The organism is Commensalibacter communis (assembly GCF_947179015.1).
Taxonomy (GTDB): Bacteria; Pseudomonadota; Alphaproteobacteria; order Acetobacterales; family Acetobacteraceae; genus Commensalibacter; species Commensalibacter communis.
Genome location: NZ_CAMXCM010000006.1, coordinates 32,278 through 56,561, shown reverse-complemented (window position 1 = coordinate 56,561; position 24,284 = coordinate 32,278). Strand labels below are relative to the sequence as shown.

At 37.4% G+C, this 24,284-nt stretch carries 23 protein-coding genes and 1 riboswitch; of the genes, 7 read left to right on the top strand and 16 right to left on the bottom strand.

The window, feature by feature from the left end; genetic code table 11:
* Positions 1 to 13 precede the first annotated feature (13 nt).
* The 4 genes from PQG54_RS09600 (at position 14) to PQG54_RS09585 (ending at position 2,198) form a co-directional block, all read left to right on the top strand.
* Positions 14 to 922: a DMT family transporter gene (locus PQG54_RS09600; RefSeq protein ID WP_271790120.1), complete on the top strand. Its 909-nt coding sequence runs from the start codon at positions 14 to 16 to the stop codon at positions 920 to 922.
* A gap of 115 nt (positions 923 to 1,037) precedes the next feature.
* A complete protein-coding gene (locus PQG54_RS09595) occupies positions 1,038 to 1,211 on the top strand; it encodes a hypothetical protein (protein WP_271790121.1) in 174 nt (57 codons plus the stop codon).
* A gap of 552 nt (positions 1,212 to 1,763) precedes the next feature.
* Entirely contained in the window at positions 1,764 to 1,985 is a 222-nt protein-coding gene (locus PQG54_RS09590) for a hypothetical protein (protein WP_271790122.1), read from the top strand.
* 30 nt (positions 1,986 to 2,015) lie between these two features.
* On the top strand, positions 2,016 to 2,198 hold the full coding sequence (locus tag PQG54_RS09585) for a hypothetical protein (RefSeq protein ID WP_271790123.1): 183 nt from the start codon (positions 2,016 to 2,018) through the stop codon (positions 2,196 to 2,198).
* 71 nt (positions 2,199 to 2,269) lie between these two features.
* Here PQG54_RS09585 and PQG54_RS09580 read toward each other — a convergent pair whose 3' ends face one another.
* Both PQG54_RS09580 and PQG54_RS09575 read right to left on the bottom strand, forming a co-directional pair.
* Positions 2,270 to 2,755: a hypothetical protein gene (locus PQG54_RS09580; protein WP_271790124.1), complete on the bottom strand. Its 486-nt coding sequence runs from the start codon at positions 2,753 to 2,755 to the stop codon at positions 2,270 to 2,272.
* Positions 2,756 to 2,839: 84 nt separating this feature from the next.
* On the bottom strand, positions 2,840 to 3,157 hold the full coding sequence (locus PQG54_RS09575; protein WP_271790125.1) for a hypothetical protein: 318 nt from the start codon (positions 3,155 to 3,157) through the stop codon (positions 2,840 to 2,842).
* Positions 3,158 to 3,319: 162 nt separating this feature from the next.
* Here PQG54_RS09575 and PQG54_RS09570 point away from each other — a divergent pair, with 162 nt between their 5' ends.
* The 3 genes from PQG54_RS09570 (at position 3,320) to PQG54_RS09560 (ending at position 5,147) form a co-directional block, all read left to right on the top strand.
* Positions 3,320 to 3,529, top strand: a complete 210-nt coding sequence (locus tag PQG54_RS09570; protein ID WP_271790126.1) for a hypothetical protein — start codon at positions 3,320 to 3,322, stop codon at positions 3,527 to 3,529.
* Positions 3,513 to 4,457: an SEL1-like repeat protein gene (locus PQG54_RS09565; RefSeq protein WP_271790127.1), complete on the top strand. Its 945-nt coding sequence runs from the start codon at positions 3,513 to 3,515 to the stop codon at positions 4,455 to 4,457. Before PQG54_RS09570 ends, PQG54_RS09565 begins: the two co-directional genes overlap by 17 nt.
* 81 nt (positions 4,458 to 4,538) lie before the next feature.
* Positions 4,539 to 5,147 carry a tetratricopeptide repeat protein gene (locus PQG54_RS09560; RefSeq protein WP_271790128.1) on the top strand — a complete coding sequence of 203 codons (609 nt, stop codon included), beginning with the start codon at positions 4,539 to 4,541 and terminating at the stop codon, positions 5,145 to 5,147.
* A gap of 51 nt (positions 5,148 to 5,198) precedes the next feature.
* Here the strand turns inward: PQG54_RS09560 and PQG54_RS09555 are convergent, their stop codons facing one another.
* The 14 genes from PQG54_RS09555 to rimI form a co-directional block, all read right to left on the bottom strand.
* Positions 5,199 to 6,146: an ABC transporter substrate-binding protein gene (locus PQG54_RS09555; protein WP_271790129.1), complete on the bottom strand. Its 948-nt coding sequence runs from the start codon at positions 6,144 to 6,146 to the stop codon at positions 5,199 to 5,201.
* Between the two features lie 38 nt (positions 6,147 to 6,184).
* A complete protein-coding gene (locus PQG54_RS09550; RefSeq protein WP_271790130.1) occupies positions 6,185 to 6,427 on the bottom strand; it encodes a hypothetical protein in 243 nt (80 codons plus the stop codon).
* Between the two features lie 172 nt (positions 6,428 to 6,599).
* Positions 6,600 to 8,999 (bottom strand): TonB-dependent receptor, encoded by a 2,400-nt coding sequence (locus PQG54_RS09545; protein WP_271790131.1) that lies wholly within the window; start codon positions 8,997 to 8,999, stop codon positions 6,600 to 6,602.
* Positions 8,992 to 9,087: riboswitch (TPP riboswitch) on the bottom strand. Its footprint overlaps the gene before it by 8 nt.
* A gap of 138 nt (positions 9,088 to 9,225) precedes the next feature.
* Positions 9,226 to 11,409 carry an FUSC family protein gene (locus tag PQG54_RS09540; protein ID WP_271790132.1) on the bottom strand — a complete coding sequence of 728 codons (2,184 nt, stop codon included), beginning with the start codon at positions 11,407 to 11,409 and terminating at the stop codon, positions 9,226 to 9,228.
* 93 nt (positions 11,410 to 11,502) lie between these two features.
* Positions 11,503 to 13,662, bottom strand: coding sequence for an FUSC family protein (locus tag PQG54_RS09535; RefSeq protein WP_271790133.1), 2,160 nt, complete (start codon positions 13,660 to 13,662; stop codon positions 11,503 to 11,505).
* A 137-nt stretch (positions 13,663 to 13,799) separates the two neighbouring features.
* Positions 13,800 to 14,300: a hypothetical protein gene (locus PQG54_RS09530; RefSeq protein ID WP_271790134.1), complete on the bottom strand. Its 501-nt coding sequence runs from the start codon at positions 14,298 to 14,300 to the stop codon at positions 13,800 to 13,802.
* Position 14,301: 1 nt separating this feature from the next.
* The gene (locus tag PQG54_RS09525; RefSeq protein ID WP_271807721.1) at positions 14,302 to 15,147 is read right to left on the bottom strand and encodes a tetratricopeptide repeat protein; all 846 of its coding nucleotides are present in this window, start codon (positions 15,145 to 15,147) and stop codon (positions 14,302 to 14,304) included.
* 157 nt (positions 15,148 to 15,304) lie between these two features.
* A complete protein-coding gene (locus PQG54_RS09520) occupies positions 15,305 to 16,264 on the bottom strand; it encodes an SEL1-like repeat protein (protein WP_271790136.1) in 960 nt (319 codons plus the stop codon).
* 26 nt (positions 16,265 to 16,290) lie between these two features.
* A complete protein-coding gene (locus PQG54_RS09515) occupies positions 16,291 to 18,417 on the bottom strand; it encodes an FUSC family protein (RefSeq protein ID WP_271790137.1) in 2,127 nt (708 codons plus the stop codon).
* 136 nt (positions 18,418 to 18,553) lie between these two features.
* Positions 18,554 to 20,656 carry an FUSC family protein gene (locus PQG54_RS09510; protein ID WP_271790138.1) on the bottom strand — a complete coding sequence of 701 codons (2,103 nt, stop codon included), beginning with the start codon at positions 20,654 to 20,656 and terminating at the stop codon, positions 18,554 to 18,556.
* An 80-nt stretch (positions 20,657 to 20,736) separates the two neighbouring features.
* A complete protein-coding gene (gene lnt / locus PQG54_RS09505; protein ID WP_271790139.1) occupies positions 20,737 to 22,335 on the bottom strand; it encodes an apolipoprotein N-acyltransferase in 1,599 nt (532 codons plus the stop codon).
* 32 nt (positions 22,336 to 22,367) lie between these two features.
* Complete coding sequence (locus PQG54_RS09500; RefSeq protein WP_271790140.1) at positions 22,368 to 23,219, bottom strand: GNAT family N-acetyltransferase; 852 nt, start codon at positions 23,217 to 23,219, stop codon at positions 22,368 to 22,370.
* A 27-nt stretch (positions 23,220 to 23,246) separates the two neighbouring features.
* A complete protein-coding gene (locus tag PQG54_RS09495) occupies positions 23,247 to 23,681 on the bottom strand; it encodes a Fur family transcriptional regulator (RefSeq protein WP_271790141.1) in 435 nt (144 codons plus the stop codon).
* A gap of 153 nt (positions 23,682 to 23,834) precedes the next feature.
* Positions 23,835 to 24,284: a ribosomal protein S18-alanine N-acetyltransferase gene (rimI, locus tag PQG54_RS09490; protein WP_271790142.1), complete on the bottom strand. Its 450-nt coding sequence runs from the start codon at positions 24,282 to 24,284 to the stop codon at positions 23,835 to 23,837.

The following is a 24,284-nucleotide window of genomic DNA, read 5'->3' as shown; positions in this document are numbered from 1 at the left end:
CTTGGAGCCTTTGATGTCCTCTGAAAATAATCAGTTTCTTGGTATGTGTGCTGTGATTATTGCAGCTGTTTTATGGGGAACAACGGGGGTCAGTGCCGCTTTTGCCCCAGAGGTCAGTCCCATTGCCATTGGGGCAATGGCAATGGGTGTTGGGGGATTATTACAAACGGCGATTGCTGCCAAAACAATCCGCCTTTATCGCTTTAATTTATACACACAATGGAAATATCTACTTTGTGGAGGAATTTCCATTGCGATTTATCCATTGGTTTTTTATGCCTCTATGCGCTTGGCTGGGGTGACGATTGGCACGGTCGTCTCGATTGGGTCTGCACCTTTACTATCCGCTGTGATCGAAGCTATCATGGAAAAAGCAAGATTTTCAACCAAATGGATCATTGGTGCCAGTCTGGGGATCATAGGGATTATTTTACTCTCAGTCGCAGGACAAGGACATCATACGAATACAGCTCAACATTCTAATGTTATTTTGGGTGTGTGCCTTGGATTACTTGCAGGGTTAACGTACGCGCTTTACTCATGGGTCGCACGATATTTAATGTTACAACGCATTCCATCCAAAGCTGCAATGGGTTCTATATTTGGTATTGGTGGGTTATTATTAATGCCTGTTTTATTCGCAACGGGATCAGCCTTTTTAAATTCTTGGACGAATGCCAGTGTAGGGATTTATATGGCGTTGGTGCCGATGTTTATAGGTTATCTTTGCTTTGGGTATGGCTTAGCCAGAATCGCCGCCAGCACCGCAATCACCATTACTTTATTAGAACCGATTGTTGCTGCCCTCTTAGCCGTTATCATTATCAAAGAAAACCTGTCCTTATTAGGATGGTTTGGGGTTACATTGGTGTTTGCTTGTTTAGTTTGTGTAATTACGCCCACACGCAAAAAGAAACAATAATTTATAGTTGTAATATATACAGTTCTTTAAAGTAGCTTATAATATATATAAAATTTTTTATATATCATAGGATCGTGTTACGTTCTCTAAACCATATACTTACACAATACGTAGTATGTTTCCCAATACATCCACAATCCTTTCTGTTGCTATTGCTGACGAAATACAAATCATAGAAAAATTAGCCGATCGAAGAAAAGCTAAAACACATTATGAGTGGGAAGTGGAAATCGTTGATGATAAAAAAGAGAAAAGAAAATATTATATAAAGATCGAAAATCAATTATAAAACCATTCTTTCCCAACATATATCAATTAACAAACTTGCATTATTATTTATCTGTTTGATTGAAGCCATTGAGTTAACATCAAAAAAACAACTCATAACAAATAGAATGTGCAATCCTATAAAATCATTTGTGAAATAAATAGGGTTTCTCTTTTTGATATATTAAGGATAGTTTCATGTTTTTGAAATCATATATACCTTTACTATCTGGTATACTTGCTTGTACCACGATTATACCTTTTGTTTCTTTTGCAGTTGAAGTTTAAACCATTGGAAAATAGCCGATGAAGGACAAGCTAAGCTCAATATGAATGGGGCATGATCTTAATTGCAGGTAAAAAAGGCCAAGAAGCAGCTCTCGTTTCTTTATATGATAATTACGTCTAAATAACTATAATTGAAAGTCTTCTTATGGAAATCATTACATTGATCCCTTTGATTGGTTTTATATGATTGATTGTTTTGGCGTATAAATTTATACGCAGCAAAGGGTCGGTCATAACCAGTACCCTATGTATTCTCTTTGGAAGCATCTTTATATATGTTACCTATTTGGCAGCAGATTTATTATGGACTTTGGGATGTTCTTTAGGACGACTAAAACCGTGCAAATCGACATGGGAAAAGTTGAATGCAACTTCCGATATTCGTGTTTTTTATTTTATCGCCAGCTTAGGTGCCATCTATATCTTGCTGGGCTTTTGTGGAATACTGCACAAACTATACCAACAATATCTTTTAAAAAAACAATTAAACAAAAATCATCATGATTAATCTTAGATTTTTTTCTTATACTAGGTGGATATGATGCTCAGTATTTGTTTTATCGTTATTGGCAGCGTCGTTATGATTGCCAGCTTTGTCCTTGATAGTCTTTTGGTTGAATATGCCCGTGGGAAGAATGTAACAAGTTGTCACAATCATTATTCCATTCAACTCAGTAATTTTTTAAGCAATGAGTCATTGATATTTTATTTACCTGCCTAATGTGGATTTCTCCTTATTTTCATTAGGCTATCTATCCATTACAAAAGAAAGAAATACTGTCTAATAATAAATTAGTCTGTGATTTCAATCCAATCATTTGACACGATGTCCCTATGATAACAACATAGTTCATCTTTTGAAGTATGCTTTATATTCTGTAAGATAATTTCTTTACATTGTTCATAAGAAATATCTGTTTTGATATAACATTCATCCTGCAAAAATAAAATTAAAATTGACTGTTTTTCTTGTTTATTGGATACATAAATCGCAAGATGTTCATGATATAAACGATGATGAAAACTATAAACCTTCTCTATACAAAATATGTACGGAACTGACTGAATGGATAATTTTTCATAAGTCGCAAATAAATTAAAATCATCTCTTTGATCTGGAAGATAGGATGTAAAAAAAGGATTAACACCGTCAATAAACATTCCTATCACTTGCTGGTTATTGGTTTGCAAAAAGACAACATCTGCTAAGCGGTGGTGATCTTGATCTTGCAAATAAAGCAATGATGTAATTTGTTTATTTGAAAGATAGAAATCCAATTTTTTGAAAACACTTTTTAAATAAAGCGATATGCACATATGAAAAACCTCAATATTTCGAATAGTAAAATAATTAATTGGTAATCATTTATTATTTAATAAAAATACATCTCCCACTTTTTTAGGCCCCTCATATATTTCAAAAAATGAATAAAGCGTAAACCGTTCGTGGGGAGCATCATCCACTAAAAAACGTACCTTGGCATAGCTGATTAAATCACCATTTTCTGTACTCGTTTCACCTAAATCTAAGACGACACTCCATATCATATGATGGTTAAACCAATCGATTTCTGTTTCTATTTCTGGAAAGCGAGCAAGTGGATAATATCGATTATTTGTTGGAACTTCTTTCCGTCCACCTTGTTGATACGCAACCCATTTTATTTTTACGTCACGCACCGCTATATATGCTTTCAAAACAAATAAAATACTTCAAGATAAAGTAATATTATCGTTTATTGATAGCATCTGCAATAATTTTACTTTGTCATTATTATCAGGGTAATTATAACCATCATTGTCTATCCATTGCGCTTAATATTATAGATAAAGAAATTAAATATGAAAAAAATTACTTTTCCCATACTTATCATAACTGCTCTTTTTGGATTTACTCAACCAGGTTTCACACAAAATTCCGTCAATTTAAAAGAAATGCAGGAACCAGCAGATCAAAGTAATGTTGAAGCTCAATATAATATGGGCGTCATCTATGATCGTGGTATAAATATGCCAAAAAAATGGGTCAAAAGCTGTGGAATATTATTATAAATCAGCACAGCAAGGGTTTAAAAATGCACAATTTAATCTTGCTGTTATATATGATGAAGGAATATTAATTCCAAAAGATATTGCAAAAGCCATTGATCTTTATACAAAAGCTGCTGCACAAGGCGATGATGAAGCCATGTATAATTTGGCTCATGTTTATTCCAAAGGCATTGATATACCTCCTGATTATAAAAAATCCATTGAGCTTTATACAAAATCAGCCAATTTAGGTAACTCGATGGCTGAATATCAACTGGGGAACATCTATCGTAATGGCAAATGGATTCCACAAGATTTAAAAAAAGCATTTGAATATTACAAAAAATCCGCCGATCAAGGAAATGCGAGAGGTCAATTCAGCTTGGCGGTCATGTATGATGAAGGGCAATATGTTCGCAAAAATAAACAAAAAGCCTTGGAATATTATACAAAATCAGCAGATCAAGGATATGATGATGCCTTGTTTAATCTGGGTGAACTATATCGTGAAGGCGACTATGTAAAGCAGGATTATAAAAAAGCGATCGAATATTTTCAAAAAGCCGCTCAACAAGGTAATGTGACTGCCTTATTAAACTTGGGACTAATGTATTGCGAGGGCAAAGGCGTTCAAAAAGATACCAAAAAAGGCTTTGAATTCATTCAAAAAGCAGCATTGCTAAATGATCCAACTGCGCAATTTAATCTTGGCGTTATTTATGGCAAGGGAGAACTAGTTTCTAAAGATCAAGAAAAATCAATAGAGTGGATAACAAAGTCAGCAGACCAAAGATTTGTCAGGGCTCAACTTTATCTAGGATTAATTTATGGCCAAGGAAAAATCATCAAACAAAATCCAGAAAAAGCTGAACATTACATCAAAGCCGCTTGTCAAAATCACAGTCAAGAAGCATGTGACATAGTAAACTCTATTGATAGTGAACCGTAAACATAGTTAAAATGCTTTCATCACCATAAAATATGGATAACATATGAATTATAATTATATAAAGATGGATCAAGCGTTATTATGTTGAAAAAATTCACCTATATATTGCTTTTGACTACTGGGCTTGTCTGTATTAACAATCAGAGCTTTGCAGTAGAAGCTCCTGACTTCCAACAAACTAAACAATTAGCTGAAAAAGGAGATGCCATAGCACAATTTAACCTTGGTTTAATGTATGACAATGGTGATAATGTTCAGAAAGATAGTTTTAAGGCTTTGGAATGGTATTCAAAGGCTGCTGATCAAGGCTTAGTAAATGCTCAATCGAATCTTGGGTCTATGTATGAAAATGATGACGGTGTTCCTCTGGATTATAAAAAAGCTGTTGAATATTATACAAAAGCAGCCAATCAAGGAGATGCAACAGCTCAGACTAACCTTGGAATAATGTATTCTAACGGTAAAGGTATTTCACAAAGCTATCAAAAAGCCGAAGAATATTTTTTAAAGGCAGCTAAGCAAGGATACGGAGACGCTTATTTCAATCTAGCTGTTATGTACGGTCAAGGGAAAGGTGTTCAACGGGATTTCAAAAAGGCCGACGAATATATGAAACAAGGCTGTTTGCACCAAAATAAACAAGCATGTGAATTTTATGCTGCACGACAGAAGGATATGCAATCACACTAAATTCCTTTACGGTTCAGGTGCTGTAATTAAACACAGCTGAGCCGTCACACCCTATTCCTTTACCTGCATAGCATAATCAGAAAATGGGTGCTGTTGCTTAATCACTTTTTTCTTCACTAAATAATCGATAAAATTCTGGATCTTTGGTTGGTCTAATTTTCCAGGATATTGTACGACCAAAGGTAGCGTTACTTGCCATGCAGCTTTGTTCAACGGTGTGTTCAACTCTGGGTGATCTTTAATCGCTTTGTTAAATACTTCATCAGGATGCGCCTTTAAATACTCACCCCCTTCTTTTAACGCTGTCATAAACCGAGCAATCTTTGGATCTTTGGCTTTGTCTGGACGTGCAACAAATATTAACTCGTCATAATCTGGAACACCATATTGTTCTGGGTAAAAGTATGAAACTGGAACTTTGCGTTGTTGTAAATCAATTAATTCGTAGTTACGTGTAGCACCAATCACCGCATCCACAGAACCCGTCATTAATGCTTGTTCTAATTGAAAATTCACATTGATTAATTGAACATCAGACATGGATAATCCCGCACTTTTCAACATGCTTCCTAAAACCGCTTGTTGATCGCCAGCAATAGAAACACCAATTTTCTTGCCTTTTAAATCTTTGATCGATTTGATATTCCCATTCGTAATCAAAACATCCATTGGTTGATTTAACAAAGATCCTACTTGAACCAATGGAATATGCTGATCGACCATCATTGCTAATTGAATAGGATATGAAATAGCCATATCCGCTTGCCCTGCTGCAACCAATCTTGGTGGTGCACTAGGATCAGCTGGCGCAATCAGCTCCACATCCAATCCGTGTTTTTGAAACGCCCCACTATATTGCGCAGCCAATAACGATTCATGGCTGGCATTCAAAAACCAATCCAAAATAACGGTTACTTTGTCATTGGCACTTGCAATAACATTATAAAAACATCCAATACAAATTATCCAAGCAGATAACAAAGATCGTATTTTAAACATGGTTAATCCTAATAAATTTGACACCATTAATAATAATTTTAAGTCATAGAGCGCATAAATAATTGATGTATTTTTACACTGAATTCTGATTGTTCAATCTCATCTGGAAGCACCAAAAGATAATGAAAAATATCATCAATCGATAAATAGCTCTCAAAAACACCATCATGCTCAGTAAAAGATGCCTTACCATGCAAATTGACAAATTTTGCTTCTAAGTCAAAACATCCCTCACTGTATAAGTCAGTATTATATCCATGCTCTAAATGATATTCCAGCATCGCTTTGTTTTTATAAAACAGTAAATTTCGTTCATTTTGATATTCATGATAATCCCATTGGTACCCAATGGTTTTAACTTCTTTTTTTAAATAATTCGAAAATAGTTTCTATCGGCTTGTTGGAATAGAAACTATAAAAAAACCCCGTAAATTCTGCCATTTACCTCATTCTCTAAAACGCCGTCGTCATCGTTAACATCGTTGCAAACCCACCACCAATATAATAATTAGGCGATGACCCAGGAATGGATGTTCCGTATTTACCCGTTGTTGTTCGAGCATTCCCTGTAGGGCTGGAAACGCCTGAAAGATATTTTTGATCGGTAATATTGATAAAATTCATGCGAATTTGGGGGTGCTGCATGAACCCATAACTATCAAATCGATAACCAATCGCCACATTCCCCGTGGCAAAAGACCCAATCGATTCATCATTCATAAAAGTCGCATATTGCTTACCTACCATTTTAACATTTCCATTCGCAAAGAAATGCCCATTATCATAGGTCAAACCCACTGCAAATTGCCAAGGAGGGCTACGCACTGCTTGCTTTCCTTTGGTCGGTAATAAATCACCATAAGTGCGCAAATCATTATCCATTCTGGTATATAAATACTCACCAGAAACATAAGGGCTAAAATGATGCCAAGGTTTTAATCCAATTTCTGCATCCACTCCACGAGAAGTCTGTCCACCCGCATTGATACTGGAGCCAACCCATGCGCCATTTTGATGTAAAATTGTTGAAATCATACGGTTCGTATAATTATAATTGAAAAATGTAATGCTTCCTAAAAATCTTGGTCCATTATAACGATACCCCAGCTCTTCTTCGATAGAATATTCCGTTTTTAAGTTTTTCGCTCCAGAATTCACAATCTCCCCAGAATTCGGATCATAAGTATCAAACAAAGCCGACCTATGTGGCACAGCAAAATTCGTATTTACACTGGCAAAAATCTGATGCTCTTTCGTAAATTGATAACGCATCCCTATTCTAGGTAAAGGTTTAGAAACATTATTTCCTGTACGATATTGTGGTCCTGGGATTTGATTCCAACCTGAACGGTTAAAGAAAACTTGCTTGAACCCTGCGTCAATAAAAAGCTTATTATCCATAAAATTCATATGGTCGCCTAAGAAGATTGCATTGACCTGTGTGATCGTATGGTCATTTTCCGCAGCTAGTTGCTGACCATTGGACAAGTGAATATTATTTTTAGAGCCACCCCACAAATCCCAAGGCTTCCCATTTGACAATACTGCTGTAAAAGGTTGTGTAATCACATCATCAGAATAATCATACCAATATCCTAGCAAAAGTTGATGATGTTTTAAATTATAAGTAAGTGTCGGTGTAAATCCTGAACGATACGTGCGTTGATACCATCCCCCCATTACTAATCCAGAGCCATCCACTGCCCCAGGAATGGTCACTTTTCCATCGACGGGTTGGTTTCCTTGCCATAGACTATTTTCATTTAACACCGTTCCATATGGTGAATTCCCATAACCATACTGAAAATATGGGGTCACTTTGAATTGTAATTTATCGTTCAACGTAAATTGACCAGGTGCCGCAACGTAAACTTGTTGAAATGTTTGTTGGAATAATTTCCAATAATTCGTATTTTCAAGACGATCTTTATACCATGTTCCAGAATAATTATTGCCATTTCCAGCACCCTCTGAAATCCATTCAGATTTGGTTGGTGTATAATAACTGCTTGTCAGGGTACGATTCCAGTCCCCAAAAAACGTAACATGATTATCATTGCCCCATTCTTTGGTAAATTTGAAATCCACATGGTTTCTGTGGTCATATCCAGGTCCACGCCAATTATTTCCACCTGTATAAGAATAAGAAATAAACCCTTTAATTCCTGTTTTACCGATTTCCCCTGTATCAATCCGCATAAAAGCACGCCCTGTATGATGTGATCCATAGGATAAATCCATCATTCCACCAAATTTATCCGCAGGGTCTCGTAGTTTTAAATTAACAACCCCGCCGGCTGCATTATAAACTGGACTATCTAAATCTGGTGCACCTTGAGCCAATGAAATATTTTCTATGTTCTCACTATCGATGAACTGACTTAAATACCCCAATCCATCAGATACATCATTTAATGGCATTCCTTCCATCACATATCCAATGGAATCTCCTGTCATACCACGAATGGTAATATCATTTTGTGGGGATATTCCATAAGGATCAGAAGTGGAAACATTTGCCCCAGGCAACATACTCAAAAGGTTAAACGCATTAGATGTTGGCGCTTGCATTTGAATATAATTTTGGGAAATATTACTGACTGATTTATCTGCGGTTTCAGGTTTAATTAGCCCCCCACCTGCTTGATCGCCAGTATAACCATATGCAGTTTTATAGCGAGGCGTTTTCCCCGTCACTGTAATATGTTCACCATCTGTTTGATCTTTGACTTGAGGTTCAGAAGATGATGTTGAAACGTCGGAATCTTGTGCCCAACTCTTCTCTTCGATACAAGGTAGTAAAAATGTGATTACAAAAGATACACGTACTAATAAAGAGACTTTAAGTGTCATTTTTTCCTCTCCCTTCGCTGGCATGATCCAGATCAGGTTCTACGGGTTTATTCTCAGCCTCTAATCAGAGACACCCCGGTCAAAATAAAATATTTTTTTTACTTACTGTATTTTAAAGGATTTGAATAGTCCTTTTTCAAGCAGTTATCAATTTAGAATGATACTGTGACAATCTTGAAAAACTGAGTGGCTTAATACGATATTTAGATCAAGAACAATTCATATTTTATTCATTCCATTTTTCATTGAATAAGAAATAATGCGTTACATCAAGAAAGGTTGCATTTTTTTCAAGAGAATCTGCAATAATGGTTAGGCTTGAAATAGCAGCTATGATTTCCATCCTTACTGCTAAGTTTTTTTCAATCTTTTCTCGTTTACGCAATCGTTTAATAACATTATGCGCAATCATTACCGTACGACCATAAGAACCATACATATTAAATCTTTCAATACGTCGTAAGATAATTTTTAATAAGAGTTTAATATCATTTGTTACAATATCTTGATCGTTCATTAATCGTAAACGCAATATGTTTAATCCAATCATCATAACCGCTATTGTACCCAAATGATATGCCTGCACGACTTTTGTATTTTTGGTTGTGTTTAATTGTCGCATCATGGTGACTAATAATTCTGTCGTTTGGAATAACCAAATACGTGGACTTCTCTTGGTTACTTTTGGCAATAGCCGTAATTTTTTAAGTAATGTTTGACGCAAATGTAAACGCGTTTGAAGAGGACTATAGGGATAAAATAGTTTAAAAGAAAGTATCGTAATAATAATCCCCATAAATAAAGATAGTGAATTGTTAAAGAAACCAACTTCGTCCAGTCTCACTCCATTATCTAACCCAACCATATAAGGCAAATAAGAAGCATAAGAAGCGGATACAGATAGCGTTTGAGGATTAGCAATCCCCAATCCACCAATCATGGTCGGAATAAATAATATCGCACATAATGTCTCGATATCGCTTAATGGTGGAATAAAATAAAATGTTAATAACCACCCAGCCAATAACGCCCACAAAGATCCTTTGAACCATCCCATCGTGGTCGCGGATGGATTTTCGAACAAACAAAAACGCGCACAACCCATGCCAACCAACGCAACGGCAGAGCCACCTTTATCCCACCCTGTAATATACCACATGATACATGCCGCTAACATTGCCATTAATGTTCGAATGCAATTCTTCCATGCAAGATCATAATTCAAAGACGGCGTTACGTGAAATCTGTAACGATCATTTTGCAAAGGATGTGTGCTTTTGTAATATTCATTTAAGGTGACCTGTAATTCACCTAAAAGCTCGCTGAGAGTTCGAAATAAAATTCGATCATTAAAAATCGCATCTTTGTATTGCTCATAATCTTCTGGTGCGCCAGAGTATTTTTTTTCATAAAAACTATCGGTAATTCGTTGCCGACATTCCCAGCGGAGTTTGTTTAATTGCCGTTGTTCATGCTGGAAATCCTGTTCTTGATCGATGCGACGCAGTAGTTTGTCCAAACGATCCTGAACCTGAGGAATAATGGCCGTGAACTCAGCCGTCACATTTTGAAAATGTGACATCTGTGTCGCCAGCCCCATCCCTCTGGCAATAACCGCCGTTACCGAAAATAATGCTGCATGGGCATGATCCCCAGTATGATCGTGTCCATTCATTTCAATCTGCCTAAATTCAATAGCAGAATTAAAATTAACAATAGAATTAAACAATTCTTGGGACTCTACAATCGCCTTGGTATCACCACCCACGATCTTGGAAACAGATTGCAACGTGCCTTTGATTGCAAATAATAAATTATCGTTCAATTGTTTACGCGCATGACTGTCAAGATTGAAATCAAAAATACGGCCTACAAAACTATCTGCAAAAACACCCAAAAGAATATAAGTGGTTCGTGACATCGCCAGCATAAAGATACCATTGGGATTATCAACAGAACCAAACGCAATAATCGCACAAGTATATCCTGCCAACACCATCGCATAAGCTTTGAAACTTTGCATACAAGTTCCAAACCATACACAAACGGCCACAAATATTGTTACAGAAATATCAAATAACCATGCCTCTTGTGGAAATATTACAACGAAAAAAACCGCGGCAATTGCGCCAAAAACAGTTCCCACCGCTCGCCAATAGGCTTTGGAAATCGTCTCTCCACGAGATGTATTGCGCGCACACACCCATACGGTCATGGGTGCCCATTTTGGACTGTCCATTTGCAACCATAACGCAATAGCCAAGGCTAAAAATGAAGCAATCGTTGTTCTTAATGCAAAAAAAAAGGCCGACGCGGATGGTGCATAAATCCAGCGAAAAGACTCAATAAATTCTTTGCGAATCAGTAAATGCCTATCCATCCAAGACGTGACTGTTTGAAGCCGTCTCACAATAAACCTTTTAAAATGAAAATAAAAACTTGCCTAAGTTATTCCTTTTTTATTTGTTCTACAAACAATTATTTCAAATAAGATTAATGAATTTTAATAAAATAACGATCTGTATGATTTGACACGTAAAAAAGATGCATCTTTATCCAATGCATAGGTCATTAATATCAACACAGAAATTGCTACACTCAGTTCCATACGAACAGCTAAATTCTTCTCTATTGCCTCACGTTGACGAAATTTCTTTATTGCACGATACGCAATGATAACTGTACGTGCATGTTGCCCATATCGTGCTTTGTGTCCCTGAAACTTTGCTACACGGCGCAATACAACGCGTAATACATTACGAATATCCTGAGTAATAATGTCATTTTCTATCATCGTTCGCAGACGAATAACACAAATCCCAATCAACATCACTGCCATACTGCCATGACGGTAAGTATTGGCTGTTGGAACGGTCTTATCAATCCCTAATTGCCGCATTAAAATCGTAAAATTACCAGATACAAAATTAATCCATTCTCTGGGCGAATATGGCTTACTTTTATTTGCCAGATTATGTAACCCATCTAGCAATTTTTGGCGCATTTGATGTTTAAGTCTGCGTCCATGATATGGAAATATAATACGATAAGCAATGAGCGCCACCAAACCGCTGATAAATAATGCCATTGCATCATTTAAGAATGCAGATTCATTAACCCTGCCACTATTTTCAAACCCAAGTAAATAACAAAAAAAGAACATATAGCCACCCGCAATCGGCGCATATTTTGGCGTGCACATCGCCAATGCACCAATTACCAAAGGGGGTAATAAAATCAAACATAAAATTTCAAAAGAAGTAATCATTGGCATAATGAACATATTAAAGAAAAATGCCACGATGATCGCAATACATATTCCTTTGAACCATCCCACACAAGCTACGATAATATTATCAAACACACAAAAACGCGAGCAACCCATACATAAAAATGCCAAGAACACGGTGGCATTGTTCCATCCTGTAATTTCCCATAATAAGCAACCAATCGTAATGGTGACAAAAGCTCTGATCGCATTTCGTGCGGCACGTTTATAATCGGGTGGAAATTTTACAGAGAATTTAAAATTATCCTGCAAACTGGTATCTTGACTTTTATATAGCTCAAGCAAAGTGCTTTCTAATTCTGCCAAGATTTCACGCAAATTTTGATATAAAATACGATCATTCAAAGATTTTTGCGTATAGCTAGTATCAAGCTCTTGGGAATTTCTAACATCGCGATAAAAGCTGTCAGAGATTTTTTGCCTACATTCCCACCGCAATTTATTAACACTTGCTAATAAAATTTTTAAATCTTCGTTTGTTTTTAATCCTTTTATAATGAACTGTATTGTGCTTTCAGCCTGCGGTAGGATTTGATTAAATAGTTGTAATTGGTTTTTCATCTCTTTTAAATAAATTGAAAATCCCATTGCTTTGACCAACAAAGAAGACACCAAAGATAATGTAGCACGAGCATGATCGCCTGTGTGACCTGTACCTTTCAGCTCTATTTCACGGAATTCCACATTATGATTCAAAGAAATGATCGAAGTTAACATATGATCGGATTGTGCCGCTGCCCAATTCTTTCCCTGAACAATATGCAATACCGAAGTCAATGCACCTTCGACCGCTTTTTTAAGATCACTATTCAGTTTTTGATGCGCATAATGATGTAAATTCACCTCAAACAGACGAGCCACTAAATTCTCAATGAAAATACCAAGAATAAAATAGCTGCCTCTCGACATTGCCATCATGAATGTTGTGTCTGGGTCTTTCACCGAAGCAAATAACACAATCGCACAACTGAACCCCGCCATTGACCAACCAAAAGACAGGAAATGTCTCGTACAACTTGCAAACCAACAACAAACAGAGACCCATAAGGCAACCGTTAATTCAAATAATAACGACTGTTGAGGGAAACTGGACATAATACATAAAACAGCAATAATGCCAACGATATTTCCCAAAATCACCCAATAGGCTTTGGATAATATCTCACCCCGAGAGGAATTTTGTGCTACGACCCAAACAGACATGATCGCCCAACGTGGGCTATCCATTTCCATCCACAAAGCAATCGCCAGCGCAGCATAAGAGGCTAGAATGGTTCTAAATACGAAAATAATAGCTACTTTAGAAGGACAAAATAACCAACGCCAATTTTCAAATGATAAAAAATCTAACGATATTACTCTGCTAAAACGCACTTAAATCAGCCTTACTCATATAAACGGAATTAAAAATGCATCTTACTAAAATGTTGCCAAATTCAAAGTCCATTCCATCAAATTAGGTAAAAAATCGAATTTTGTGGTAAATAAAACATTCTACGTTATTTATTCGTTTATTCTGTATTTTTCAGACAAGATGCTATTGTTGCAGATAAAGGATTATAAATGAATTTCAATTTTGCTGAATATGTCAAAACCACAACCATTATTCGATCCTCTGTGCCTTTCAACAATTTCGTATAAAATATCTTTCCCTCTTTATCATAACCACTGACCACCGCCCACTGAGGATGATATGAACGATATGTTATTCGTCCCTTGCCACCCACCATCCATTGACTGATTTCAGTAACAATTTTTTTAAAATCCTGATCCAAACGATATGAACCATAAACGCGTATGCTGGCTCCATCCTTGGCAGTAAATAGCTGGCCATCGCCATTATCGGACTCCCCTTGTGGAATCATCATGAGTGGGTAACATATTTGGTAATGAAAACGAGAATTGTGATAAAGATGCCATTGGCTGGTTAACGATATCTCTTTAGCAATGCCACTATCATTGACAAATAGTGCGCCAACAATCATCCATACAAAAAAATATACCTTTTTCATTTTAATATTGTTTCGACTTCTCAAACCATAGTTGAGATTGTTCAAGATTTTTTTCTACACCTTTTCCTTGCTGATACATCATCGCAATATAATGCATGGCCTCTTTATTCCCAAGTTCGGCTGCTTGTTCATAATAATGAAAAGAACGTTTGAGATCTTTCGCAATGCCATCTCGACCAGCAAAATAGATTTGACCTAACATGACATTCGCATCAATGATTGCTTGTTTTACAGCATGATCTTGATTAACTGGGTTGGTGGCAGCAATTTTTTCCCATACCTCTACACCTTTAACAGGATCAGCACGACCAGTAATCCCTATAAAATAAAAATTTCCTAATTGATATTGTGCGGGTAGATATCCTTGTCGTGAAGATTTTTCCAACCAATCTATACTGGTTTGCAAATAATGATTATAAAGAGACAACATCGCCAGTTGATATTGGGCTTTGGCATTCCCTTGATGGGCTTGATTTTGAATATGCTGAACCGTCATTAACAAAGATTGAGCAATGCTCGCCCCTTGTTGGTCGATTAATTTCAACATCGCGGCAGCTTCTTTACTGCCTTGTTTGGCAGATTGCTCATAAAAAACCAGCGCAAGCTTTGTATCCGCTTTCACTTGGCAGCCTATAAAAGATAATTGTGCCAAATGATACAAACCCTTGGCATCAGCGTTCGTTGTGTAATTTTTTCCTGCTTGCATACAGTTTAAGCCATCATTTTTTTCATCAGGATAATAAATCCCGTCGGTAAAGTGGGTTACCATATCCGCTTTATCGATCTGATTTTGGGTTTGTGCATTCATTAAAGAGGATATCATGGTTGAATCAGCAAAACTGTTCAAAGAATAAATCATTGACAATATCGCAGTTATAACAATGAAATATTTATTTTTCCAGATACCCATTATTCTTCAACAAGCTTGACTCTATAACTTTAAAGTATTTGTCATGATAGAAATTTGAATCGAAACCAATATCCTATACAATCAAATCATCCAATCATAACACTTGATGCAATTTATCACATGCTTGCTCGTAACCATTCGCACAGGATTGTTCATAATATTTCTTGGCCTTGGCAATATCTTGTTCTACACCATTTCCATATTCATATATTTCACCAAGATTAAACTGGGCATAGGCATTGCCTTGGTCGGCAGCCTGTTCATAATAAGCAATTGCTTTTGGATAATCTTGCGCCACTCCCTCTGCAAAATAATACATTCCACCCAAACTGAACAATGCATTCACATGCCCTTGAGAAGCTGCTTGCTCATAATAAGCAACGGCTTTAGTAAAATCTTCATCTACACCATCGCCTAAATGATATTTTAATCCCAAGTAAAATTGAGCATTCGCATTGCCACTATCTGCTGCTACGGTAAAAAAGTCTATTGCCTTTGGAACATCCTGTGAAATCTCATCATTGCCCGTAAAATATATCATAGCCAAATTATACTGAGCTTCAGTATCTCCTTGATCGGCAGCATTTTTATAATATTCGATCGCTTTTTGAATATTTTGTTCTATACCAGCACCATTTTCATACATTAGCCCCAAATAGAATTGAGAATCTATATCCCCTTGCACTGCGGCTTGATGAAAATAATCAGCAGCCTTTTCGTAATTTTGTTCAACCCCCTCGCCTTTGAAATACATCAATCCTAAATTATATTGAGCCTCTGAAGCACCTTGTTGCGCTGCACGTTGATAATAATCTTTGGCTTGATCAAAATCTTGTTCTATCCCTGCACCTTGCAAATAAAGTGTGCCTAAATGAGTTAATGCTTTGATATGCCCTTTTTGCACAGCTTGTTCATAATAAGTTCTAGCCAGTGCATAATCTTGTTCTGTTCCATCACCATTGTCATACATACATCCCAACGCAAATAACGCGTCTGCATCTCCCTGTTCAGCCTTTCCTTGATAATGTTTGAATTGTTGTTGGTCTTGTGTCATTAAACAGTTAATCCTTTAAACTATCATTAATGTTTCTTAATTCTTAAAAAAGAAGCGTTTTTATCCAAAGCATACGCAATTAAAATCAACGATGAAATCGCAGCACTGACTTCAACACGCACAGCCAAATTTTTCTCGGTTGCTTCACGTTGTCTGAAACGTGTAATCGCACGATGCGCAATCATGACAGTTCGAGCATGTTGGGCATATTCAGCACGACGACCATCAAAAGCAGCAATCCGACGTAACACGACCCTTAAGATATCCTTGATATCTTCTGTCATAATATCGTGTTTTACCATGTGGCGCAGGCGAATAATATTAATGCCAATTAACATCACCGCCATACTGCCATGCCGATAGGTTTTTACCAATGTCGTGTTGCGATCTTCGTTTAATTGACGCATTAACACTACAAAAGACTCAGAGACAAATCCAACCCATTCTCTGGCCAATGGCAAAGATGAAGCCTGTGCCAATTGATGCAATCCACGCAATAACTTCATCCTCATTTGCCGCCTGAGCTTTCTGGCACGATAAGGAAAAAATAACCGATAAGATGCCAACGCAAACACACCGCTCATTAATACAGCTAATGCATTATTTAAAAAAGAGATTTCATCCACACGCCCTTCATTTGCAAACCCCAGCATATAACAAAAGAAAAATGTATATGTCGACGCAACGGGTGCAAGGCGTGGAACACACATCGCCAACGCCCCAATCCCCAAAGGAATTACCATCAATATAAATAGAAAGTTAAGGTTACTGACGGCAGGCATAATAATAAAATTATAAAAACCACCGACAATAATCGCAATACAAGCCCCCTTGAACCATCCCAAACATGCCAAAGTTGCATTTTCAAATAAACAGAAACGTGCACATCCCATGCATAAAAATGCTAAGAATAAATAGCCTCTATCCCAGCCCGTTACTTCCCATGCAAAACATCCTAACGCAATCGCAAAAAAAGCACGGATTGCGTTTCTCCATGCTCTTTTAAAATCAAGATTTGATTTGACCTCAAATCTGAATTTATCATGCAAATTAAAATCTCGACTTTTACTTAATTCACGCAAAGTCACTTCTAATTCCGCCAAAATCTCTCGTAAACTTTGATATAAAATACGATCATTTAAACTTCTGCGTGCATAATCATCACTAGTTGTTTGATATTGCTCCAAATTTTTATAAAAACTATCTGCAATGCGCTGACGACATTCCCAGCGCAACGCATTTAAGGCCCTTAACGTTTCTGATAATGACCCTCCTGTTTTTAATTGCTCTCGTAATTTTAATAAATAATTTTGCGTTAATGGCACAATATAATGAAAATTCAGAACATCTGTTTGAATTTGCTTAAGATGAATGGAAAAACCCGTTGCTTTCACCAATAGCCCAGAAACGGACGCCAAAACAGCGCGAGCATGATCACCTGTATGCCCCGTGCCTTTCATCTCTTGCTCTCTGAATTCAATATTATTATTCAGACCAATCATTGCCGATAATAACTGATCCGATTGTGCCACTGCCCAAGCGTCACCGTCCAACATTTTCGAAACAGATTGAATGGCTTCTTCAACGGCGTTTTGTAAATCTTCATTTAGTTTTTTATGCGCTTGATGGTGTAAATTCAAATCAAATAAACGGGCTGTAAAATTCTCTGCTAATATCCCCAAGATAAAATAGCTTCCCCGGGACATCGCAATCATAAAGGTATCATTGGGATCGCTGACCGATGAAAATAACACAATGGCGCAACTATAGCCTGCCATCACCATGCCTAACGCCCGAAAATTACGTGTGCAGCTGGCAACCCAACAACAAAACGCCACCCATAATGCAACCGATAATTCAAATAGCAAAGGTTGTTGAGGGAAGCTGCCCATAATACATAGCGCAACAATAATACCCGTGATATTGCCAACAATAATCCAATAGGCTTTGGACAAGACCTCTCCGCGAGAGGAGTTCTGCGCCACAATCCAGACCGCCATAATCGCCCAGCGTGGACTGTCCATTTCCATCCACAATGCAATCACAAGAGCAATATAAGTCGCAAGCAGCGTACGAAAAGCAAAAATAATCGCCGTTTTTTGAGGGGCATATAGCCACCGGAACGGTTCAAAAAACGACTTACTTAAAACCATGGACGAAAATGCCTAATCGTATTTAATAATGATTATTTAAAATCATCATTAAAAAATTGTATATACAAGATTACGAGTATTTTAAAATAATATAATGATCTTTGTTATCAATTTTTTTGAATACTAATAGCTTGATTTAGTCCAGATTATATAAACGATACGAAGGGTTAAGAAAAGCGGCATTTTTGTCTAATGCAAAGAAAATTAAAATTAAATACGCAATCGCTGCCGTTATTTCCAACCGTTTCGCAAGATTTTTTTCTTTTCCTTCTCTGGCTCTTAATCGACGTACAGCACTTTTAATGATTAATACCGTCCGTCCTAAGCGCCCTCCTTGGAAATGCTGAATACGACGTATCACCACTCTTAATTCATTTTTGATATCTTCAGGCAACACATCATGTTCAATCATACTGCGTAATTCCATAATATTTAACCCAATTGACATCACCGCCAATGCCCCATGATTATATTCTTGGATTAATTCCTTTTCATTCACAGGATCGAATTGACGCATCAAAGACACAAACCAATCCATTGTTGATGCCAACCAGCGACGGTGGTTAGGGTTATGCTGAACCGTCGTTAAATCACGAATACTATGTAACATACGAGAACGGATTTCGAGCCTGACTTTTTGCGGCGAATAAGGGGCAATAAACCGAAAAGCCATTGCCGATAAACCTACCCCACAAATCACGGCTAAGCTGGTATTTAAAAAAGTTACCTCATCCATCCTGCTTTGATTACTCACGATAACCATAAACGGAAGGAAAATTGCAAAACTCATCCCAGTTCCCCGCGTTGGCAAATGATAAATAGCCAACCCACCAAAAAATAAAGGAATAAATAGCATTAAATAAACCATCTCTATTGAGTTAGCCAATGGCATTAATGTGATATCAATTACCCACGCAACCAATACACAAACCACAACGCCTTTGAAAAATCCAATACACATTTTATAGGCATTTTCAAATAAACATAACCGTCCACACGCAACACATAATAACCCAATAGCACTGGGCAGCTCGTTCCAAGCTGTAATCTCCCATAAAAAACAAGCTACGATTACTGCAATAAAAACACGTAATAGATTCCCCCATGCTAATTTAAAATTATATAATGGAGGCAAAGAAAATCTAAATTTATCTTTTAGATTGGGATTGATCGCATTGTGATATTGCAAAATCACAACCTCAATTTCACCCAATAATTCACTTAAAGAACGATATAAAATACGTGGTTCTAACAAACTTGCTGAGTTACTATTATTTTGGATCGTATTGGCATCTTGATAAATATAATCCGATATAATTTGCCGACAATCCCATCGCAACTGGCTTAATAATTTTAAATGATCTTTGAAATTTTTATCTTGTTTAACAGAAATAATAAGCTGATCTAAATAATTTTGAATCTTGTCAATAAGACCCTGAAATTGCGCGTCTTTAGGGAAATGATTCATATAGATTGTTAAATTAATAAGACGCGTCAAAACCACACTTACCGATGATAAAAGTGCGTACACATGATCGATTGTACGATCATCTCTCATTAATTCTTCTTTACGAAATTCGACACTGGTTTGAAAGGCGGAAACTGCGGCAAAAATCTTTTGCACCTTAAAAGCGGCTTGATAATCCCCTTTCAGTACCTCGCCGATCACCGTAAGCGATCCTGAAACAGCTAAAGAGAGACTATTATACAAGCTTTTCTGGCTTTTTTCACGCATGTTTAGGGCAAAAATACGCTCTATAAAGGTCTGGCACAATACCCCAAGAAGGATATAGCTCCCTCTTGACATTGCCATCATAAAAACACCATCAGGATCACTGGCTGTACTTAATCCAATTAGGGCACACGTATATCCAGCTAACACAACCCCATAAGAGCTAGAATTACGCATTAAACTTGCGATCCAGCAGCAACACCCCATCCAAATCGCAATCGTAATCCCAAATAAAACAGGCTGTTGGGGAAAAGAAGCCGCCATCAAGATGGCCATACTGACCCCAACCAAAGTGCCAACAACCCGCCACCTTGATTTGGAAATTGTTTCCCCTGGTGAAGTTTGGGCAACAATCCAAACCGTCATCATCGCCCATTTTGGACTATCTAATTGCATCCATAAGGCAATCGCCAAAGCCAAATAAGAGGCAAGAAGCGTTCTTAATGTAAAATAAATTGCTTCCTTAGGGGGCGCATATAACCATGAATATGATTTAAATTTATTCAACGGAAACAGCTTGAAGTTTTTTATCCACGCTAAAGTCACAAAAATTGAACTCACATATACATATTATTTAAAAACACAGATTATGCCTCTGTTGTAGGAAGCATTCTCTTTTTATAATTAGGAAAAATAATCCCAAATAGAACGTAAATCATTGAAATGATAAACGGAATCCACCGCCCAACATGAGAAAAGAGCGTCCCAGACAAAGAACCAGGCAAAGCAACAGCCTTATCAGCCCGTATCCCCCAACCAATCCGTACCATTTCACGACCATAAGGATCAAAAACCGCAGAAATACCAGTATTCGCCACACGAACGATTGGAATTCCTTCCTCTACTGCACGTAATCTTACTGCGGCTAAATGTTGGCGTGGCCCAGCTGAATTCCCATACCACGCATCATTGGTTAAATTCAACAACCATTTTGGTCGATGCGATGAGTCAATAACTTGTCCTGAAAAAATAACCTCGTAACAAATCAAAGGTCCAAACGAACTGACCCCAGCAAGCGGTATCGTTTCCACGCCTTTACCTGGAGTTAATGGTGATCCTGGAACGATGTGAAAGGGAATATACCAAGGTTGAGATTCCCCAAAAGGCACCAGCTTTGCTTTGTCATATTGAGCAATAATTGCGCCATCTTCTGGTTTTAAAACAACTAGGCTATTATGAATATGCCCTTGCTCATCACGTGTAATGGCACCTAATATCCCTGCAGCAGCGCCTTTTGCTTGCTGCATCAGAACTGTCCTCGCTACTGAATCATACGCTATATCGCCAGGAAAAGAGCTTTCTGGCCATGCGAATAACACAGGGCGGTTGGGAATGACCTGTTGCTTTTGAAGTTGTAATGCTTTTTGCATTCCCTCTTTTGTCAAAGACAAGTAGTTTTGAAAAATACGACGAGGATCGGTGTTGTTAATTTTATCGTCCTCAGCAATATTGCCTTGAATTAACGCAACGATCGGCGTGTCTTGTTGAGCAACAGGCGCTGGAGAAAGCCTGACCCATCCTGCTCCAACCCAGCAAATCATTGCGACAATCAGAGAAACCCAGCCTTTACACCCGTAAATAGGTAATAAAACCAGTAAAACAGTGAATAAAGTCAATCCATCCACCCCAACCCATGCCGCAGGTTGGATCAATATATCCCCTACATAACCAGGGATCTCCCAAGCACTTCCCAAAGGGTTCCAAGGAAACCCTGTTAATACAGGATTCCACCAAGACGGCGAGAGCAAAATCGCCCTCGACATATCACATAAGGTCCATAATCCCGCAAACACAAAGATCTTTCGCCATCCGCTGGGACGTATCCAATAATATAACGCCCCGACCAATCCCGTCCAAAACGCCAATAAAATTGCACATAAAGGGGAAACGATAGGAACCAGCCACCAGAAATCTTGAGCTCTGATTAAGATCGCATTAACCAACCAAGACAGGCCAACCGTATGTAACCCAAATCCAAACCAATATCCTTGAGCGAACGCTTTTTTCCAGCTTGTGGCTTGATCTATTCTTAAAAGCAATAATGGAAATGTGAATAACAAGATTGGAATACAATAGGTTGGCGGGAAAGCTAATGAAGACAATCCCCCTATTCCTATGACCAGTAAAACCGCTTTAAATCCCGTTAGTTCAATCAATTTATTCAAAATAACACGTGCATTCATCATTTAAGGCTTGGTTCATCATGCGATGCACTTTATTAAGTTATTTCCAACGCATCACGTAAACGACGTTCATAATGACGATAATATTTATCAGCAAATAATTCGGTTTTAACGATAATAGCAACATCGGTGGTATTAAATTGTTCATCAATGACCGCGCCGTCGCCCACATAGCCACCCAACCGTAAATAACCCTTGATTAACGGGGGTAACTTAACCAACGCATGACGGTGATTTAATTTGTGCGGATCCATATGCACCATTTCAACACGTCTTTCTGGAACAGCTGTTACTCTTAATGCTGGGGGGGCAAGATGGGCATGATACAAATAAGTCAAACTTTCTGCATGATCGGCTAGATTGGTTCCTGATAAGCTGGCACAACCAAATAAAATATCAATACGATGGATGAAAATGTATAACGCAATGCCTTCCCACAAGAGCTGCATTGCCACTCGACCACGATAGTTGGCATCAATACAAGAGCGTCCAACTTCTAATAATCGACCAGGATATTCTTGCAAAGCTGTTAAATCATACTCGCCCGCACTGTAGAATTTACCTGCTAAATCCGCTTTTTCTTGTGGTAATAGACGATAAGTTCCAACAACCTGATCCATCACAGTGCTTTGATCGTAATCAAGCACCAACAAATAATCAGCATATTGATCAAAATCATCAAAATCACGCTTTGTTCGAACTGCTTGTTCACTGGGGATTGCCCCCATTTCTTCGTAAAAAATTCGATATCTTAATGCTCTGGCTGCATCACGCTCTTCATCATTTTTAGCCAAACGTACGCCCAAATTTCCAGCGCGCAATTCAACATGTTCATCACGTCGTAAATTCAATTCTAACAAATTATTCGTGGACTTTTCTTCTGTCACCACAACCAATTCCCTTTTCCTTAGCTTTTATTTCTCTTGAATACGACGTGCAAATAGCTCTAAGCGATGCTGTAATAAATCAAACCCTAATTTTTTTGCCATCTGTTGCACCAATTTGACATGCTCTGGATCTTCGAATTCAATGACTTTTCCAGTATCCACATCAATAAGATGATAATGGGTTCCTTGTTCCGTGACCTCGTATCTGGCTCTGCCACCACCGAAATCATGTTTTTCTAAGATGCCTTTTTCCTCAAGCAGACGCACCGTACGATACACGGTTGCCACTGAAATATTATCATCAAGACGAGAGGCTCTGCGATACAGTTCCTCTACATCTGGATGATCGTGGGATTGTGACAGAACGCGTGCAATAACACGCCGTTGCCCCGTCATTTTCAATCCTTTTTCAATACATAAACGTTCTATATGGGATAAAATATCTTTATTTTCACGTGTCATAGAAACCAATTTACTAATTAATAAAAACTTTTTCTAAAATTGCTTATAAAATACACATAATGCAAATGATATTTTATAAATTTTACTTTTTTTTAAGATAAACAGAAAATAACTTTTAAACAACAAATTATTTATTCATGTCCTTGATGACCATTATAGGGACAAAGACATTAATAACGCATCAATTTTATTTTCATAATAATTTGAACGTCTTCCATTCAAAGAAAAACCCAACCGATAATATAAATTCACCGCCGCAAGATTATTTTCGGCAACATCTAACAACACTATCTTAACCTGCTTTTCTCTCATTTTAGTGAAAAATACGTTCAAAAGAGTTGTTCCTACTCCTTGATGTTGTTTTACAGGATCGACGCAAAAAGTCAAAATTTCTGCTTCATCCAATATCAAAGAATAAAGTAAAAATCCATTGACTTGGTTGCTTGCGTCATAATCAACAACCAGATGATGAAAAGAGATTTCTAACAGCTCATGAATATCTTTCCCTTTCCATCCTTGCTTTTCTGGAAAAGCCGCCATGTGTATCAACGATAATTCTACTGCTAATTCTTCACCAATATGGCTTAAAAATTCGATAGCCAT